Consider the following 17,266-nt stretch of genomic DNA (forward strand, 5'->3'; position numbering starts at 1 on the left):
AAAAGCCGGGAGCTGTCAAGATTGATTCGCAACTTTATCCCTCTGTGTTTGATTCGGCTCCTTTGCAAGGACGCGGCTCAGCTCACAGACCACAAAGCAGCAGCCGAGAAACACCAGCAGCGCACAGTCGGGCGGAAGGCGGCGCATCGTGGTCACGCGGCCGCACAGGCTGCTGAACGTCTCCTGCGCCCGCTGAGGAAGCAGAAGATAGAATACCAGCAGCGAAAGCGGCAGATGGAGCAGTCGGGCGCGGTAGAGCGGGCGGAGGGTCATCTCGGGCGGGCAGATGGTCCGCACCTGCATCAGAACGGAAAGCCCCTGCACGCTCAGCGCCGCGCAGCACAGCATACTGGCGAACCGGCCGCTTTTCGCAGCCAGGTCACAACCAGAGCAGACCTCCAAAAGCATCGCGCAGAAAACGCCTGCACCGGAGGGCAGCACTTCCCCCGCTCCTGCGGCCAGCATCCGGAAAAACAGGACGAAGCCGCAGAGCTTGAGGTAGGTCTGGGCCGCCTGCGCGATGATGCCGTCCAGCCGGAGAGGCTGCGAAGCGGTCGGGAGAGCGGGGTGCGTCCTTGACCCAAGCGTCCCTCCCAGCCGCGCCAGAAGCGCGGCGGACAGATAGCCCGCTGCCACCTGTGCAAGGAACAGCAGGGTGCCCAGCTCTGCACTGCCCAGCATGGACTGCCCGACGGCCAGTATCACAAAGGACGGGCTGGAACAGACACAGGCCGGGAGGAGCACATCGGCCTCCCGCGCGGTGAGCTGCCCGGAGCGGACGGCCCCGGCGGCGGCACTTGCTGCGGGGGCAAAGCCGCCCAAAAATCCGATGAGCAGCACCCGCCCAGCCGCCGGAGCGCGGACCCCGATGAGTCTTGCCGCCGGACAGAAGGGCAGCCCCAGCACATCCGCCGCCGGGCATTGGATGAGCAGCGTGGACACGATGAGAAACGGGAACAGCGAGAGCAGCAGCGGACCGCCGCAGAGCGCCAGCCCCTCCCGCAGGGCCTGCGCACAGGCATCCGGCGCGGCAAACGGCAGCAGACCCGCGGCCAGCGCCATCAAAAAATACCCCACGCCCCGGATTTTCTCTTTCTGAATCATACGCGCACCCTCCATTTCCATATATATGTGGTAATTGGCAGCGGTTTGCATGGCGGGAGGGAGCAGCGTGGGAAGGAAACGAGAGCAAACGCATTCCCTGCGCGGCTGGTTCCGGCGGATGTTCCGTCAGCCGCCCGGGGACTTCTACGGACGGGCTTCGGTCTACCTGAGCGGCAGAAGGATGGAGATCGAGCAGTTCCGGCGCATCCGCTCCTACGAAGAAGGCAAGCTCTGTCTCGAGCTGGGGTGCGGCACTCTGACGGTCTACGGCGACGATTTGAAGATAGAGACACTCTCCACCCGGAGGCTCACCCTGCGGGGGCAGATTCTGCGGACCGATTTTTCAAAGGAATAGGAGCTTTCTACCATGGAATGGACTCAGCTCTGGGCAGGCGTCACCTTTGCGGCGCAGAACGGCGATGCCGAAGGTCTGCTGACTGCTGCGGCCGCTGGCGGGCTGCACCTCTCCGACATCGTTCCCCTGCCCGGCGGGTTCTCGGCCCGGTGCGCCGCATGGCATTATCGGAAACTGGCCGCTCTGGCCCGCAGACGGCGGGTGCGGCTGCGCATCCAAAAACGGCAGGGTCTTTTCTTTTGCATCCGTCCCCTTCTCCGGCGGCGGGGACTCTGGGCCGGATGCCTTATCTTTCTCCCTCTGCTGCTCTGGCTGCAGGGTTTTGTCTGGTTCGTCGAACCGGTGGGCCTGACGCCCGGCCAGCAGGCGCGGGCCGCCGTCGTCCTGTGGGAGGCAGGACTTTTCCCGGGAAATGCCGTCACACAGGAAAAGCTCACCGCCGGAGAATATGCCCTGCTCCAGAGCGGTGAATTTTCCTGGGCCAGTCTCAACTTTATGAAGGGAAAGCTGGTGGCGGAAGCGGCTGCGGCGAAACCGGTGCCGGACATCGCGGCCGGGACGCTCCACGGCCTCCGGGCCAGGGTGTCCGGCACGGTCGTTCGCACCAACCTCGTCAGCGGGACGATGCTCGTCGTCCCCGGCCAGGCCGTAGAAGCCGGTCAGGGCCTCATCGGGACAGCCCGCGCCGAACGGGACGGAACGCTCATCTTTCAGCCTGCGGCGGGCAGCGTCCGGGCGCAGTTCGAGTGGGAAAACGAGCAGGATACTGCCCTTCTTCTGCCCATCGAGCAGCTCACAGGGCAGCAGGCCGTGCATCGGACGCTCTTCTGGGACGGTCATGCTGTCGCTCTGCCCTCCCTGCATCCTGCTCCGGGCAAGGCAGAGGCCGAAGCCGTCGTCCGGCACTACCAGCCAGAAGCCTTCGGGCTTCCTGTTCCAGTTTTTATCGAAGAAACGACATATTATTACAAAGCCTCCACCGATTTGGAGCGGACCGAAGAGCAGGCTCTGGCCCTTGCTAGGCTGCAAAGTAAACAAGCTTTACAGCAAAATTGGGCCGATTTTGAGCTTCTGGCCCGCAAAGAGGACGTCTCTGTCGAAGAAAACACCCTCCACTACCGGGTCGTCTACACCATCACCGCCGACATCTGCAAATGAAAACGCCGCACAGCCCTGAGCACATCTGCTCCGGCCATGCGGCGTTCTATGATTATGGATTTTTGTTACTTCTCTTCCGGGGTCGTCTCGGCCAGAAGCTCGTTCAGGTCGAACTCATACTTCGTGTGGCAGAAGTGGCAGACCACCTCACACTTCGGGTCTTCGTCCCGGAGCTTTACCAGCTCTTTGCGGCCAAGGCTGAGGAGCATATCCTTCGTGCGCTCCTTGCTGCAGTCGCACTGATACTTCACCTCGCGGGTATCGAGGACCTGCGGGTCGAAGCCCGCCATTGCCAGCTCCATCATATCCTGCGGGGTCTTCCCTGCCCGGAGCATCTCGGTGACGGAAGGCATGGCGGCGATGTTCTGCTCCAGACGGGTGATCTCGGCATCGGTCGCGCCCGGCAGGAGCTGCAGCAGATAGCCGCCGGCGCAGGCGATGGACAGGTCCTTGTCCACCAGAACGCCCAGCGCACACACGGTGGGGATCTGCTCGCTGTAGGCGTAGTAGCTGGTGATGTCCTCGGCGATCTCACCGGACACCAGCGGCACCTGACCCACCGTCGGCTCCTTCTGGAGCTTGTTGTCCCGGATGACGGTCAGAACGCCGTCTTTGCCGACTGCGCCGCCCACGTCCAGATGTCCGTTCTCCTTTGCGGGAAGCTCGACCAGCGGGTGGTCGATGCAGCCTTTGACGTTGCCGTGTGCATCGGTGCAGGCGATGACGACGCCCGCCGGGCCGCCGCCGGATACGCGCAGGGTGATGGAATCGCCATCATCCTTGAGCATCGCGCCCATCAGGGAGACACCGGTGAGCAGACGGCCAAGGGCTGCGCTGCAGGTGGCGCTGGTGGTATGCAGCTTTTCTGCCGTGCGGACGATCTCAGTGGAGTCCACACCGCAGAACACGACACCGCCGTTTTCCGAAATGCCGCGGATAAGATTCGACATATTATTGTTCCTCCAGTTGGGTATACTGTTTGACTGCGCAGAAGAAATAGCGCTCGCTCTCGTCGGTCAGAGGGCCAAAGCTCTCGCCGTCGCAGACACTTTCCAGCGCAAAACCATGCTTTTCCAGAGCGGCGCGGATGGTGTCGAGGTCGTAGGTGTACTCGTAGAACTGCTCGTGGAAGTGCTCCCCCGTCTCGCGGTAGTCGATGTCCACGCTGATCTCCACCCGGCGGTCGGCGGCGCTGTAATGGTTGCGCCAGACGCAGGAGGCGTCCTCTTCTTCAAACGTAAAGACGTTTTCGCCCAGCACGTTCTGGTGCTTATAGGGCGTGTTCATATCGAACAGGAGCACACCGCCTTTTTCCATAAAGAAACCGGCGTTGGCGATGGCTTTGTCCAGATCCGGGATGTGGTTGAAGGTGTCGAAGGTGGACACCGCACCCCGGATGGTGCCGTAGAGGTCGAGCTTGAGCAGGTCCTGCCGCAAAAGAAGCAGGCCGCCGGAAAGGCCCAGCTGCTCAGCCTTGTCCCGGACGACGCAGAGCATCTCCTCCGACTGGTCGATGCCGATCATATCGTAGCCCGCCTGCGTGAGCATCAGGGTCAGCTCTCCTGTCCCGCAGCCCAGGTCTGCGAGGATGCCGTCATGGATACCGTGGGCTTCCAGCTCTTTTTTGATGTGGGCATACAGGGCCTCGTAGTCGGCCTCGCCGTTGAACTCATCGTAAAAATAAGCAAATTCGTTGTAAGCCATTGCGTTACTCCGCGTCCTCTGCGTTTGCCTCGTACTCGGCGGCGACGGCTGCGTTCAGCACAGCCTGCAGCTCCGGGATGCCGCAGCCGCTCTCGCCGCTGGTCAGCACCACCTTCTGGCAGCCGTAGGGCAGGCAGAGCTTTTCGAACTCCTCCTGCGTCTGGGCCAGCTGGCTCTTCTTGAGCTTGTCGGCCTTGGTCAGGGCCACGACGAAGGGAATATTGTGGTAGTGGAGATACTGCAGCATCTGGATGTCGTCGGCGCTGGGGGCGTGACGGCAGTCGATGAGCTGGACCAGCAGGGTGTGGTGGCGCTGAGCCTCGAAGTAGCTGTTGATGAGGTCGTCCCAGCGCTCTCGGTCAGCGTTGCTCACCTTGGCATAGCCGTAGCCGGGCAGGTCCACGAAGTAGCAGTCATCCACCGCGTAGAAGTTGATGGTAGCCGTCTTGCCCGGCGTGCTGGACACGCGGGCGAGATTCTTGCGGTTGCAGAGCTTATTGATGAGGCTGGATTTGCCCACGTTGGAGCGGCCGGAGAAGCTCAGCTCCGGGCGGTCGCTCTCGGGCAGCTGGCTGGAAATGCCGTAGCTTGCAATGAAATCCGCTTTGTTATAGTTCATAGCTTCGCTCCTTTCGTCTCAGCAGACCGCGCCCGGCTGCGGCTTTTCCGCCGGCTGCGGCAGGGCCGCAGCCTCAGCGGGCTTTACCTTCCTGGTGCGGGGGTGGCCCGCAGACACCGTCTTGGGCTTGAGGAGGGCTGCGGCGAGGACCTGCGACAGGTTGGACATGGGCAGGAACTCGATGTTCTTCTTGACCTCGTCGTCCACCTCGTACAGATCGGACAGGTTGTCCTTCGGGATGAGGACGGTCTTCATCCCCTCGCGGTAAGCGGCCATGCTCTTCTCGCGGAGGCCGCCGATGGGCAGCACATTGCCGTGGAGGGTGATCTCGCCGGTCATGGCCACATCGCCCCGCACCGGGATGCCGGACAGGCAGGAGATGAGGGCCGTGGTCAGGGTGACGCCGGCAGAGGGGCCGTCTTTGGGGACTGCGCCCTCCGGGGCGTGGATGTGCAGGTCGCACTTCTTGAGGCGCTCGGAGTCGATGCCGTACTCTGCGGCATGGACGCGGGCATAGGTGATGGCCAGCTGGGCGCTCTCCTTCATCACGTCGCCCAGAGAACCGGTGACGGTGATCTTGCCGCTGCCGTTGTCGATGACCTGCACCTCGATGGGCAGGGTCTCGCCGCCGATGCTGGTCCAGGCCAGACCGTTGGCGATGCCGATGGCGTTGGTGCGGTTGAGAAACTCGGGCTTGACCATCCGGGGTCCCAGCAGCTTTTCGAGGCCGGTGCCGGTGACGGAAACATTCTCCGCCTCGCCGGAAGCAATTTTCCGGGCGCACTTGCGCAGGACGCTGGTGATGGTGCGCTCCAGATTGCGGACGCCGGCCTCGCGGGTGTAGCCGTCGATGATGCCGTAGAGGGCGCTCTGGGAGAAGGTGACTTTGCCGGTCAGGCCGCAGGCGTCCAGCTGCTTGGGGACCAGATGCTTCCGGGCGATGTTGTACTTTTCCACCCGGGTGTAGCTGGGCAGCTCGATGACGTCCATGCGGTCGCGCAGCGGGCCGGGGATGGCGCTGAGGTCGTTGGCCGTGGTGATGAAGAGCACATGGCTCAAATCAAACGGCATATCGATGAAATGGTCGTTGAAGGTGCTGTTCTGCTCGGGGTCGAGGGCTTCCAGCAGAGCGGCCGCCGGGTCGCCCCGGAAGTCGCCTGCCAGCTTGTCGATCTCGTCCAGAAGCATCAGGGGGTTCGAGCTCTTGGCAGAGATCATGGCGTTGATGATCTTGCCGGGCATCGCGCCGATGTAGGTGCGGCGGTGGCCGCGGATCTCGGCCTCATCCCGCACGCCGCCGAGGCTGATGCGGACATACTTGCGGTTCAGGCTCTCGGCGATGGAGCGGGCGATGCTGGTCTTGCCGACACCCGGAGGGCCGACGAGGCAGATGATCTGGCCCTTCACATCGGGGGCCAGCTTGCGGACGGCCAGCACCTCGAGGATGCGGTCCTTGACCTTCTTCAGGCCGTAGTGGTCCCGGTCCAGCACCCGCTGGGCCTTGGCGATGTCCAGATCGTCCTCGGTGAAGGTGTTCCAGGGCAGGTCGAGGCAGGTGTCCAGATAGGTGCGGATGACCGTGCCTTCCTGATTGCTGCTCTGCATCTTGGAGAGGCGGTCCACCTCTTTGAGAAGCTTCTTTTCCCGGTCCTCGTCCAGATGGAGGGCGGTGATCTTCCGGCGGTACTCCTCGGCCTCGGCGGTGGTATCGTCGTCCTCGCCCAGTTCCTCGCTGATCATGTGGAGCTGCTCGTGGAGGGAGTAGTCGCGCTGGTTTTTGTCCATCGCCTCGTCTACCTTCTGGGCGATCTCCTTATCGATCTCGAGCATCCGGCGCTCCCGGTGCATCTTCTCGATGAGCAGATGCAGACGGCCCATCAGGGTGCCTTCGTCCAGAATGGCCTGTTTATCCTCGAAGCGGAACAGGAGGTTGGCCGGGATGTACTCGGACAGGAAAGCGGCGTCGGTGCTGGTGGCGATGGCAAACACCACGTCCTTGCCGATGTGGGGGTTCAGAGCCAGCAGGTCGTCAAAGCTCTTTTTGACGTTGCGGACGAGGACGTCCGCCTCCGGCAGCTCCTCGGGCTTCGCCATCTTGACCGGGGCCGGGCGGACGGTGGCCAGCAGGAAGCTGCCGTCGTCCTCCATCTCGGAGAGTCTGGCGCGGTATTTGCCTTCGACCAGGATGCGGACGAGGTCGTCCGATACCCGCATCACCTGCTTGACCTCGGCCACGACGCCGTAAGTATAGAGGTCGGCGGCCTTGGGGTCCTCGACCTTCATCTCTTTCTGTGCCACGAGGAAGACGTCAGAGTTGTTGCTGACGGCCCATTCCACGGCGGCGATGCTCTTCTCGCGGCCCACCTCGAAGTGGAGCAGATTGTTGGGGAAGACCACCAGCCCGCGCAGGGCGATGGCCGGAAGGTGGAGGACGCTCCGCTCCACCTTGACCGTAACTTTTTCAGACATAGTACAAAACCTCCCGGCCGTCCCTCGGATGCGAGTCATCCATAAGGGCGGCTTTTTTGTAGGGTCATATCAAATCTATCATTTTATTATAGCGAAAAATGTTTGCAGATGCAACTGCTCAGCGCTTTTCCCGGGTGTTATAGCCCAGTCTGCCCAGTGCGGGCAGGATGGCCCGGAGGGTCAGGGACGTGAGGGCGCCCATGACGAGGCCCAGCACCAGCATCACCGGCGCATAGTACAGCGACATGGCCGAGGACAGGATGAGCCCCGCGCCAAGCAGCTGGCCGATGTTGTGGGACAGTGCGCCGCAGACCGACAGGATGAACCATGTGGGCCGGAACGGGAGCTTATAGTAGAGCACCCACATCACCAGCAGGGACAACAGCCCGCCGCAGAGCGAGAGGAAGCCTGCCGTCCAGCCGGAGACGAGAAAGACGAACAGCGCCTTGAGCAGGTCGAGATAGAGCGCCTGCCGCGCCCCCATGAAGAACAGTGCATACATCACCACGATATTCGCAAGGCCCAGCTTCATGCCCGGCGCAAGGCCCGGGATGACCAGTGTGCCTTCGATGAAGGAAAGCGCCATCGCCAGCGCGAACAGCAGGCCGGAAAGTGCGATCTCGTGTGTTTTCTTCGGGTCATGGTTTCGGTTTGCCATCGGCTCTCCCCCTTTGCTGCATCGGTCATTCTTCGCCGCCGGCGGTCTGCTCGTACTGCTCCTGCTCCTCGACGGCGGCCTCCCACGCGGCGAAAAGCTCATCCTGATGGAAGCGCAGGTCGCTGAGCTCGTCGCTCTTTTCCCGCAAAAGCTGGGGGTCGTTGTAGACTTCCGGCGAGTTGATCTCGTTTTCCAGCTCCACTTCGCGGGCGCCGCAGGCTTCCATCTCGTCCTCGCAGGCTTTGATCTTGGCGCGCAGCTCGGCCCGGCGGCGGCGCTGCTCTTTGCCGTAGCCCGCCTTGGCGGGTTCGCTGCTCTTCTCGGCCACGGGGGCGGGAGCGGCGCGGCCCATCAGGGCGTCATAGCTGGGGTAGATGACCGCCTTGCCGTCCTCGAGATAGAGGATGGGGCAGGCCAGACTATTCATCAGGTGGCGGTCATGGGTGACGAGGAGCAGCGTGCCGGTGTAGGCCATCAGCGCCTCGGTCAGGTTCTCGCGGGTGTAGATGTCCAGATGGTTGGTAGGCTCGTCCAGGAACAGCAGGTTCGGGCGTTCCAGCACGATCTCTGCAAAGCGCAGTCGGGCCAGCTCGCCGCCGGACAGGGCCTCGCAGGGCTTGAAGACCGTCTCGCCCCGGAAGCCCAGCTTTGCCAGATGGCTGCGGACTTCCAGCTCGGTCATCCGGGGGTACTTGTTCCAGATGACGTCGATGACGCGGCCCGCGCCGATGCGGTTCTGCTGCTGGGCGAAGATGCTGGGCCGTGCGCCGGTGCCAAGGCGGACCATGCCGCCGGAGGGGCGGCGCTTGCCGTCCAGCACCTGCATCAGGGTGGATTTGCCTGCGCCGTTGGGGCCGGCGATGATGAGCCGCTGGCCGCGGCAGACCGTATAGGTGAAGGGCTCCAGCAGGGTGCGGTCGCCGATCTGAATGGTCAGGTTCTTGAGCAGCACCAGCTCATTCCACGGCTCCACGTCGTATTCGAAGCGGAACTTGAGCTGGTTGGTCTCGTCCTGAGGGGCCTCGGTGATCTCCAACTTTTCCAGCTGCCTGCGGCGGCTCTGGGCCATCTTGGTGGTGGAGGCACGGACGAGGTTGCGGTCGATGTAGTCCTGTAATTTTTCGGCCAGCGCCACGTCGGCGTCGTGCTGCTTCTGGCGCAGGGCGTCGGCGGCTTCCTTCTGGGGCAGATAGGCCGAGAAGTTGCCCTTATAGGTGGTCATGGTCTGGAACGAGACTTCCCAGATCCTGGTACAGACGTTGTCGAGGAAATAGCGGTCGTGGCTGACCACCAGAACGGCACCGGAGTAGCCCTTGAGGTAGTTTTCCAGCCACTCCATGGTGGCGAAGTCCAGATGGTTCGTGGGCTCATCCAGAATGAGGACGTCCGGCTTCTCGAGGAGGAGCTTGGCCAGACGGAGACGGGTCAGCTCACCGCCGGAGAGGACGCCCACGTTCTTGCTCCAGGTATCCTGCGCAAAGCCCATGCCGGACAGCACCTTCTTGATGTTGACGTCCATGTTGTAGCCGTCGGCGGCGTCGATGATGTTCTGCAGTTCGTCGTGCTTTTCGAGAAGGGCGGCGTCGTCGGGAGAGGCCGCCATCTTCTTTTCCAAGATCTGCATCTGGGCCATGGCGTCCAGCACAGGGGCGAAGGAAGAGCGCATCTCCCCGTAAATATCCAGCGTGACATCGAGCTTTGCGTTCTGCTCCAGATAGCCCAGCGTCACACCGTGGGTCACGCTGAACTCGCCGTCATAGTCGGTGTAGACGCCGGTCAGGATCTTGAGCAGGGTCGTCTTGCCTGCGCCGTTCTGGCCCACGATGCCGATGCGGTCTTCTTTTTCCACGCTGGCGCTCACGTCGTGCAGGACGACTTTCTCGCCAAAGCTCTTTCCGAGTTTTTCCAAATGAATCAGCATATCGTTCTTCCGTGTTCTTTTCCAGTAGGGTGGATAGGGACATTCCCGCCGTTACAGCTGATGACGGCGGTGCTTGAGACCGAGGTTCGCCAGCTCTTCCGGCTCCATCACCAGCGGGTAGAGTTCTTCCAGCGAGGCGATCTCGTAGGTGGGGCTCACCTTGCCCGGGTTCTCGGCGTGGCCGGGGTTGAACCAGCAGGTGTCGAGGCCCGCGTTCACGCCGCCCTGAATGTCGCTGGTGAGGCTGTCGCCCACCACCAGGACGTGCTCCCGGTTCTCCACGCCCAGAGCACGGAGGGCGGAGTCGAAGATGCGGCGGCTGGGCTTCTCGCTGTCCAGCTTCTCGGAGACGAAGACGTCCTCAAGGTAGGCCCCGATGCCGGATTCTGCCACCCGGCGGCTCTGCACCTTCTCGAAGCCGTTGGTCACGACGGCCAGCGTCGCCACCTCGGAAAGCTCCCCGAGGACGTCCGGCACATTGGGGGTCATCAGGTCGGGGTGGGAGGACAGGTGGTCGAGGTAGCAGCGGTTCATCTCCACGCCGTCACCGGCTGCGTTGATGGCCTTGAGGAAGCGGGTGAAGCGCTCCCCCATCAGCTTGTCGCGGCGTATCTGGCCCTTTTCCAGCTGACGCCACAGCTCCGAGTTGATGTCCCGGTAGGTCTGCACCGTCCCGGCGTCCGGCTCGATGCCGTATTCTACCAGCGTCTCAGCCAGCGCCTTGTTCTCGGCGGCGTCAAAGTCCAGAAGCGTATTGTCTGCATCGAAGAGGATGCAATAATATTTTGCCATGTTTCTTTCCCTTCTCTATCATGTTTCGAGCCGCCTGCCGCCTTGAGCGGGCGCGGCTGCGGTGCGGTTTGAGAACAGCGAGAAGCCAGCCCCGCCCGGCAGAGCTGGCTTCTCGTATTTTTATCATTCCAACGTCATTTCATAGGCGCCCTCGTCGGACTGGTCCGGCAGATTCCCGCTGCACTTACAACGCGGTGTGCAGGCGCACGCTTTTGCGATGCACTTTGCCATCTGCTCCTCTGTCACGCCGTTCTCGACGTTTTCCCAATCCATGTCGTAGTAGTCCACGCTGCCGTCGGTCACATCTTCTGCGCCGGGCAGGCCGAGGACTTGCATTTCTTCACGGAACATCCGCTCGCCTCCTCTCGGCTCAGCCTATGCGGCTTCGCAGAGGAAGGTGCGGGGCGTCATTCTGCCTTGCCTTCGGCTTCCTTGCTGGCGGAGACTTCCGACTTGCTTTCGGCCTTCGACTCTGCTTTGGGCTCCGAAGCAGCTTCCGACTTGGACTCGGGCTTGCTTTCGGACTCCGGCTCTGCCTTGGAGCTGCCGGACGCCGTACCGGACGATGCCGACGACGAACTGCTGGTGCTGTGGGAAGAGCTGCCCGAGCTTGCAGAGGAAGACGAAGAGGATGTACTGCCGGAAGAACCGGCATGGGACGAGGACGAACTGCTGGTGGAGCCGGACTCGCTGGTCACACCGCTGCCGATGGTGATGGTCAGGGTGTTGCTGCTCACCTTGCAGTCGTTGTAGGTGACGACGGCGTGGATCTTATAAGAAGCGTTGACCATGGAGCTGTCCACCACCACGGTGATGCTGGACTTGCCGGCGGCCTGCGTGACCTCCTGACCGTTGGCGTACCAGCGCAGGTTCTCGGTCTTGGCGTACTTGCCGCTCAAGGCAGCCTTGAAGGTGTAGGAGCTGCCCACAGCGCCCTTGCCCTCGCTGGTGATGTGGACGGAGGCCGTGCCGAAGACTGCCGTGACGTCCAGATTCTGCTTGAAGTCGGTGTCGGTGCGGGTCTTGCTGGTGAGGCCGTCGCTCCACTTGACAAAGACGTGGCCCTCCGCCGGGACAGCGGTCACGGTGATGGATTTATCGGGGTCGGTGACGGTGTAGGTCACAGAGCTGTTGCCGGTGTCATTGCCGACGCTCAGAGTGCCGCCGCCGTTCTTGTCCACACGGTAGCGGGCCTCGAACTTTTTGTTCTCGCTGGTGCTCTCGCTGGAAGAACTCTCCGAGCTGCTGGCGCTCTCGGCCTGACTCTCGCTGGAGCTGACAGCCTCCGAGCTGGGAGCGGCCACGGCGGAGCTGGGGTTGGAGACATACTCCATGGTGCGGGTGGGGATGTTGTTGGTGTCGGGGCGGCGGTCCTCGGTCTGCAGGGCGTGGGTGCGGAGATAGTTCAGCACTGCCTTGAGGCCGGCGCTCTTGAGGTGGATGTCGCCGCTGGTGTAGTAGTCCGCGATGCCGTAGCCGTCGCTGCCCTTGAGGGTCTCGGCGGAGTTGAGGAAGCGGACGCCCAGCTGCTCGCACATCTCCAGAAGGGCCATGTTGAAGTCGTCGATCTTGGCCTGGTCCATGTGGGGGTAGTTGGAGTGGTCAGCCGGGACCGGCGGCACCGTGTTGACGATGATGTCGGTGTAGGGGTAGCTCTGCTGGATGGCCTGGATGAGGGCCGTGTAGTGGGCGATGAAGTCCGGGACTTCCATCCCGGTGTCGTTGGTGCCGAAGGTCATGACCACACGGCGGGGCTTCATCATGGCCACCGCCTGAGGGATGGTGTAGTGGTTGGAATCCCTCTTAAAGGTAACGATGCCCTCGTTGAGCGCGACCTGGGTGCCGATGCCCTCTTTGGCGCAGAACTGCTGCAGGGAGATGAGGCCGTTGTTATAGAGGCGGACGGTGTTGGAATCGCCCAGAAAGAGGGTGTCGTTCAGATAGTCCGTGCCGGCGTCGGCGGTCTCCGTCAGCAGAGCGGTGGAGGCGTTGTCGATCTGGTAGTGGCCCGACAGGTCTCCGCCGGAGGTGGGGTCTGCCACAGACTCCGAGACGGAGGGGGCAGGCTCCTCCTTTTTGAGGAGGGTGGTGGTGATGCCGAAGGTCAGCAGCACCGCCAGCACGCAGAGGATGCAGACCAGAACGGCCCGATGCTGCATGGGAGTCATGGTTTCGTTTTGTTGTTGTCTTTTTTGACTCATAGATTCAGTCCCTCTCGTTTCAGGAATGGAAAGGCTCGTCCACCGGGCGGAGAGCCCAGTCCGTCAGCTCTTTGCAGTCAGCGGCCATGAAGACCGGCGCAAAGGGGGCGACCTCTTCCCTGCCGCCGTAGCCGTAGAGCACAGCGGCGGCGTCCAGGCTGCAGTTCACAGCGCCCTGCATATCGTCCCGGCGGTCGCCCACCATCAGCACCCGCTTGCCCTGCATGACGGGCTGGGCGAGGACGTGGCGGATGACGTCGGTCTTGTTGTCGCGGCTCTCATCCATGGACGCACCGCCCACGAAGGAGAAGTAAGGCGCAAGGCCCTGCTCTTCGAGGATGGGCCTCACAACGTCGGTGGGCTTGCAGGTGGCCGTGCAGAGAGTCAGGCCCGCAGCCTTGAGACGGCCCAGCATCTCCACCACGCCGGGGTAGACATTGCCCTCGTGGCAGCCCTTGGCGGCGTAGCTCACGCGATAGCGCTTCGTGGCCTCCTCGATTTTTGCAGGGTCGGAGAAATGCTCGCCGAAGCTCTTGCGGAGGGGCGGGCCGATGTAGCGGCCAAGGTCGCTCCGGGCGATGTCAACGCCCATGGAGCTGAAAACTTCTTCCAGTGTATTGAGAATGCCGGGGGCGGAATCGATGAGCGTACCGTCCACGTCAAACAGGATCGCATCGTAGTGCAGCAAGGTCAGGTTCCCCTTTCTCTTTGGATAAACATTATATAGTATAGCACAGATTTCGATATTCAGCAATTCCAACAAAACACTTTTCCGACTTTTATACATATTTTTAGGCAGCCCCACCCCGGAAAGCAAAAACTGCCCACCCATTGCGGGCGGGCAGTCGCATTTTGACATCAGCTCTCGGTGGTGGTGCAGTTCCCCGTCGAGGGGTAGTAGAGGTTGTTGGCGATGAATTCCAGCTTCTCTTTCAGAACCAGCTCAAGGTTCGCCACGGCGTGGACCATGTTGGTGGCGGAGTCGTTGACTTCCAGCAGCTTGCACAGGTCCAGTTCCTCCATGCTGAGGGCGGCTTTCATCTTCTGGGTCTCGGCGCAGAGGATGTGGCTCAGGGCCGACTCCTGCAGAGCGATGCTCTCCATCAGGTCGATGACGGCCTGGTCGAAGGAAACTCTCGGCAGCGCGGGGCAGCCGCAGGAAACGCAGGGGGTGCAGTTGGTGGTATCAGCCATAAGAAGGACCTTCCTTTCTATAATAGGAATCGGGCGCAGTCCATCCTATGTGCCTCGCCGCCCGGATGTCACTCCGGCTTTGCGCTCTTCTGTACCTTCTCGATGGTGTCGCGGTAGCCGCCGGAGCCGTACTGGATGCAGCGGTTGATGCGGCTGATGGTGGCGGTGCTGATCTCCACCGCCTTTACGATCTGGTCGTAGGTGCTGCCGCCGAGCAGGAGCTTGGCCGCTTCCAGACGCTGGGCCATATCGGAGATCTCCTTGACCGTGCAGAGGTCTTCGAAGAAGTTGTAGCACTCCTCCCTCGTCTCAAGACTCAGGATCGCGTCGAACAGTGCGTCGGTGGTGGGGTTTCTTCTGGGGTTCTTGTCCGCCATAGCTGCCTCCTTTAGGGCAAAGTGCCGCGGGGTGCGGCAGGGGTCTTTCTATTACTCTGTTACTTTAGCACTTGAAAGTATAAAAGTCAAGTATTCGGTCTTTCTTTCCGGGAGTTTAGCAGATTTCACCTGTGGAGGCATTCAGTTTTATTCATCTCACATCTGAACAAAAATCGCCTAAATTTTCTTAATCTCTCCCCCGCAAAAATGGCACAGTCTCCTAACTTGCCCAAAATATATTGACAAATTATGAAATCAGGACTAAAGTATACACAATCATTCGGCAAATGCAATGAACAGGACATGACTTTTCGCATTCCCTGCGCTCAGAGAGCCGCCATTCCGGTGCAAGACGGCAGCACAGTGCGATCAGCCCTCACCTGCGAGCAGCCTGTGCGAACCCGCTTGCGGCAGTAGTGCATGGCCGTTCAGCCCACGTTACAGGGCGGCGTATCGGCGGCAGGAACGCCTGTACGCGCAAGCGGCTGCTCCCGAAAGCAGCAAACGAAGTGGTACCGCGGAGAACGACCGGTGCAGATGCACCGTTTGGCCTTCGTCTTCGAGGAAGATGGGATACATCTTTGTGTCTCTATCTTTCGTGAGGACGGAGGCTTTTTTCACCCCTCCGGGCCGTTTCGCCTGCCCTGCTTTTGGGCACAGCCGTCCTGCTTCGGCCATTGCCGGTGTGAAAGAAAGGAAAGAGGTATAAAGAAATGAATACGCTGGTCATCGTTTTGATCGCAGCCGTGTGTCTGTTCGGCGCTTATACGCTGTATGGCCGCTGGCTGGCCAACAAATGGGGCATCGACCCCACCGCCAAGACCCCCGCAGTCGTCCACGAGGATGGCCGTGACTATGTCCCCACCAACGGCTGGACCGTGTTTGCACACCAGTTCAGCTCCATCGCCGGTGCAGGCCCTGTCACCGGTGCCATCCAGGCTGCTGCTTTCGGCTGGCTGCCTGTCCTGCTGTGGGTGCTGCTGGGCGGCATCTTCTTCGGCGCTGTCACCGACTTCGGCGCTCTGTACGCTTCCGTCAAGAACGACGGCAAGAGCATGGGCATGCTGATCGAGAAGTACATCGGCAAGACCGGCCGCAAGCTGTTCCTGCTGTTCTGCTGGCTGTTCTGCGGCATCGTCATTGCAGCGTTTGCTGACATGGTGGCCGGAACCTTCAACGCCTTCGGCGCCGACGGTGCTCTGGTGGAGGCTGCTCAGACCAACGGCGCTGCCGGTATGGTCTCCATCATGTTCATGGTCTTTGCTGTCGTCTTCGGCCTCATCCAGAAGAAGTTCAACTTCTCCGGCTGGAAAGAGAGCGTCATCAGCATCGTTTTCATCGTGCTGTCCTTCGTCATCGGTGCAAACCTGCCCTTGGTTCTGGGCAAGGCTGCATGGAGCTACATCACCTTCGTCTACATCTTCTTTGCCGCAGTTCTGCCCATGTGGCTGCTGAAGCAGCCCCGTGACCACATGACCACCTTCATGTTCGTGGCCATGATCGCCGGTGCCGTTGTGGGCCTGCTGGTCGCTCACCCCACCATGAACCTGCCCGTCTTCACCGGTTTCACCAACGAGAAGCTGGGCACCATGTTCCCCATCCTGTTCGTCACCGTGGCCTGCGGTGCTGTCTCCGGCTTCCACAGCCTCGTCTCTTCCGGCACTTCCTCCAAGACCGTCGAGAACGAGAAGGATATGCTGAAGGTCGGCTATGGCGCCATGATCCTCGAGAGTCTGCTGGCTGTTCTGGCTCTCTGCGTCGCCGGTGCTGCTGCCGCTGCTGACGGCACCCCCGCCGCCGGCACTCCCTTCCAGATCTTCAGCCGCGGCGTCGCCGGTTTCTTTGAGATGTTCGGTGTCCCCGCTTATGCCGCTACCGTCTTTATGACCATGTGCGTTTCCGCACTGGCTCTGACCAGTCTGGATGCCGTGGCCCGTATCGGCCGCATGAGCTTCCAGGAGCTGTTCAGCGTGGACGACATGGAGCACGCTGAGGGCTGGCGCAAGCTGCTCTGCAACGTCTACTTCTCCACCTTCATCACTCTGGTGTTCGGCTTCATCCTGACCAAGATCGGCTACGCCAACATCTGGCCCCTGTTCGGTTCTGCAAACCAGCTGCTGAGCGCTCTGGTCCTGTCTACCCTGTGTGTCTTCCTGAAGGTCACCGGCCGCAGCAACAAGATGCTCTTCCCCCCGCTGATCATCATGCTCTGCGTCACCTTCACCGCTCTGGTGCAGCGCCTCATGGCTATGGTCAAGGCCATCAGCAATGCCGCTGCTGTCACCATCCCTGCCGGTGAGACCACTTGGGGCGCTGTGTTCATCGCCAACGGCCTGCAGCTCATCCTGGCTGTGCTGCTGATCGTTCTGGGCCTGAACATCGTGTTCCACTCCTTCTCCGCCTACAAGAAGGCAGAGCACAACAGCGAGGCCAAGGCCTGATCCATTGACCGCTGCTGACTGAATAAGCAAAACGCCGCTGACGGCTTCCGAACCGTCAGCGGCGTTTTTGTTTGCTCTTATTGTGTGGTGGTGATGGTTTTCCCCTGCTCTGGCTGGATGCGCGGCAATGCGGGGTGTCGTCCGGTGCGTAGATGGAGTCGGTAGTTTCTCTGAGGACCGTCCGCTGGGGTGGGACCCTGTTGCCGAAGGCAATAGGGCGGGCGATGGAATGGCCCGAACCGTGTCCGAAGAGAAAGCTACCGACTCCTGTAT

At 61.4% G+C, this 17,266-nt stretch carries 16 protein-coding genes; 3 read left to right on the forward strand and 13 right to left on the reverse strand.

Annotated features, from left to right (window positions below; translation table 11 throughout):
• Positions 1-15 precede the first annotated feature (15 nt).
• The gene (locus F3G95_RS01050) at positions 16-1,104 is read right to left on the reverse strand and encodes a hypothetical protein (RefSeq protein WP_149793428.1); all 1,089 of its coding nucleotides are present in this window, start codon (positions 1,102-1,104) and stop codon (positions 16-18) included.
• Between the two features lie 67 nt (positions 1,105-1,171).
• Here F3G95_RS01050 and F3G95_RS01055 point away from each other — a divergent pair, with 67 nt between their 5' ends.
• Together F3G95_RS01055 and F3G95_RS01060 are read left to right on the forward strand one after the other, a co-directional pair.
• Positions 1,172-1,459, forward strand: a complete 288-nt coding sequence (locus F3G95_RS01055) for a YabP/YqfC family sporulation protein (RefSeq protein WP_243130232.1) — start codon at positions 1,172-1,174, stop codon at positions 1,457-1,459.
• Between the two features lie 12 nt (positions 1,460-1,471).
• Positions 1,472-2,617, forward strand: coding sequence for a sporulation protein YqfD (locus F3G95_RS01060; protein WP_149793430.1), 1,146 nt, complete (start codon positions 1,472-1,474; stop codon positions 2,615-2,617).
• A gap of 65 nt (positions 2,618-2,682) precedes the next feature.
• Here the strand turns inward: F3G95_RS01060 and hslO are convergent, their stop codons facing one another.
• From hslO to F3G95_RS01120, 12 genes are all read right to left on the reverse strand, one after another.
• Positions 2,683-3,567: an Hsp33 family molecular chaperone HslO gene (gene hslO, locus F3G95_RS01065; RefSeq protein WP_149793431.1), complete on the reverse strand. Its 885-nt coding sequence runs from the start codon at positions 3,565-3,567 to the stop codon at positions 2,683-2,685.
• A 1-nt stretch (position 3,568) separates the two neighbouring features.
• Positions 3,569-4,321, reverse strand: coding sequence for a methyltransferase domain-containing protein (locus tag F3G95_RS01070; RefSeq protein ID WP_149793432.1), 753 nt, complete (start codon positions 4,319-4,321; stop codon positions 3,569-3,571).
• Positions 4,322-4,325: 4 nt separating this feature from the next.
• Positions 4,326-4,940 carry a ribosome biogenesis GTP-binding protein YihA/YsxC gene (gene yihA, locus F3G95_RS01075; RefSeq protein ID WP_149793433.1) on the reverse strand — a complete coding sequence of 205 codons (615 nt, stop codon included), beginning with the start codon at positions 4,938-4,940 and terminating at the stop codon, positions 4,326-4,328.
• Positions 4,941-4,958: 18 nt separating this feature from the next.
• Positions 4,959-7,409: an endopeptidase La gene (lon, locus tag F3G95_RS01080; RefSeq protein WP_149793434.1), complete on the reverse strand. Its 2,451-nt coding sequence runs from the start codon at positions 7,407-7,409 to the stop codon at positions 4,959-4,961.
• A gap of 118 nt (positions 7,410-7,527) precedes the next feature.
• Positions 7,528-8,067, reverse strand: coding sequence for a Gx transporter family protein (locus tag F3G95_RS01085; RefSeq protein WP_149793435.1), 540 nt, complete (start codon positions 8,065-8,067; stop codon positions 7,528-7,530).
• Positions 8,068-8,092: 25 nt separating this feature from the next.
• Positions 8,093-9,988, reverse strand: coding sequence for an ABC-F family ATP-binding cassette domain-containing protein (locus tag F3G95_RS01090; RefSeq protein WP_149793436.1), 1,896 nt, complete (start codon positions 9,986-9,988; stop codon positions 8,093-8,095).
• Between the two features lie 51 nt (positions 9,989-10,039).
• On the reverse strand, positions 10,040-10,780 hold the full coding sequence (locus F3G95_RS01095; RefSeq protein WP_149793437.1) for a YjjG family noncanonical pyrimidine nucleotidase: 741 nt from the start codon (positions 10,778-10,780) through the stop codon (positions 10,040-10,042).
• A gap of 123 nt (positions 10,781-10,903) precedes the next feature.
• The gene (locus F3G95_RS01100; RefSeq protein ID WP_149793438.1) at positions 10,904-11,131 is read right to left on the reverse strand and encodes a hypothetical protein; all 228 of its coding nucleotides are present in this window, start codon (positions 11,129-11,131) and stop codon (positions 10,904-10,906) included.
• A 56-nt stretch (positions 11,132-11,187) separates the two neighbouring features.
• Entirely contained in the window at positions 11,188-12,981 is a 1,794-nt protein-coding gene (locus tag F3G95_RS01105) for an SGNH/GDSL hydrolase family protein (RefSeq protein WP_243130233.1), read from the reverse strand.
• A gap of 19 nt (positions 12,982-13,000) precedes the next feature.
• Complete coding sequence (locus F3G95_RS01110; protein WP_243130234.1) at positions 13,001-13,669, reverse strand: HAD hydrolase-like protein; 669 nt, start codon at positions 13,667-13,669, stop codon at positions 13,001-13,003.
• Positions 13,670-13,839: 170 nt separating this feature from the next.
• Positions 13,840-14,175, reverse strand: coding sequence for a hypothetical protein (locus F3G95_RS01115; RefSeq protein ID WP_149793441.1), 336 nt, complete (start codon positions 14,173-14,175; stop codon positions 13,840-13,842).
• 68 nt (positions 14,176-14,243) lie between these two features.
• On the reverse strand, positions 14,244-14,552 hold the full coding sequence (locus F3G95_RS01120; RefSeq protein WP_149793442.1) for a YerC/YecD family TrpR-related protein: 309 nt from the start codon (positions 14,550-14,552) through the stop codon (positions 14,244-14,246).
• Between the two features lie 713 nt (positions 14,553-15,265).
• Here F3G95_RS01120 and F3G95_RS01125 point away from each other — a divergent pair.
• Complete coding sequence (locus tag F3G95_RS01125; RefSeq protein WP_149793443.1) at positions 15,266-16,993, forward strand: carbon starvation CstA family protein; 1,728 nt, start codon at positions 15,266-15,268, stop codon at positions 16,991-16,993.
• The last annotated feature ends 273 nt before the right edge of the window (positions 16,994-17,266 follow it).

The organism is Faecalibacterium sp. Marseille-P9312 (assembly GCF_902497445.1).
Taxonomy (GTDB): Bacteria; Bacillota; Clostridia; order Oscillospirales; family Ruminococcaceae; genus Faecalibacterium; species Faecalibacterium longum.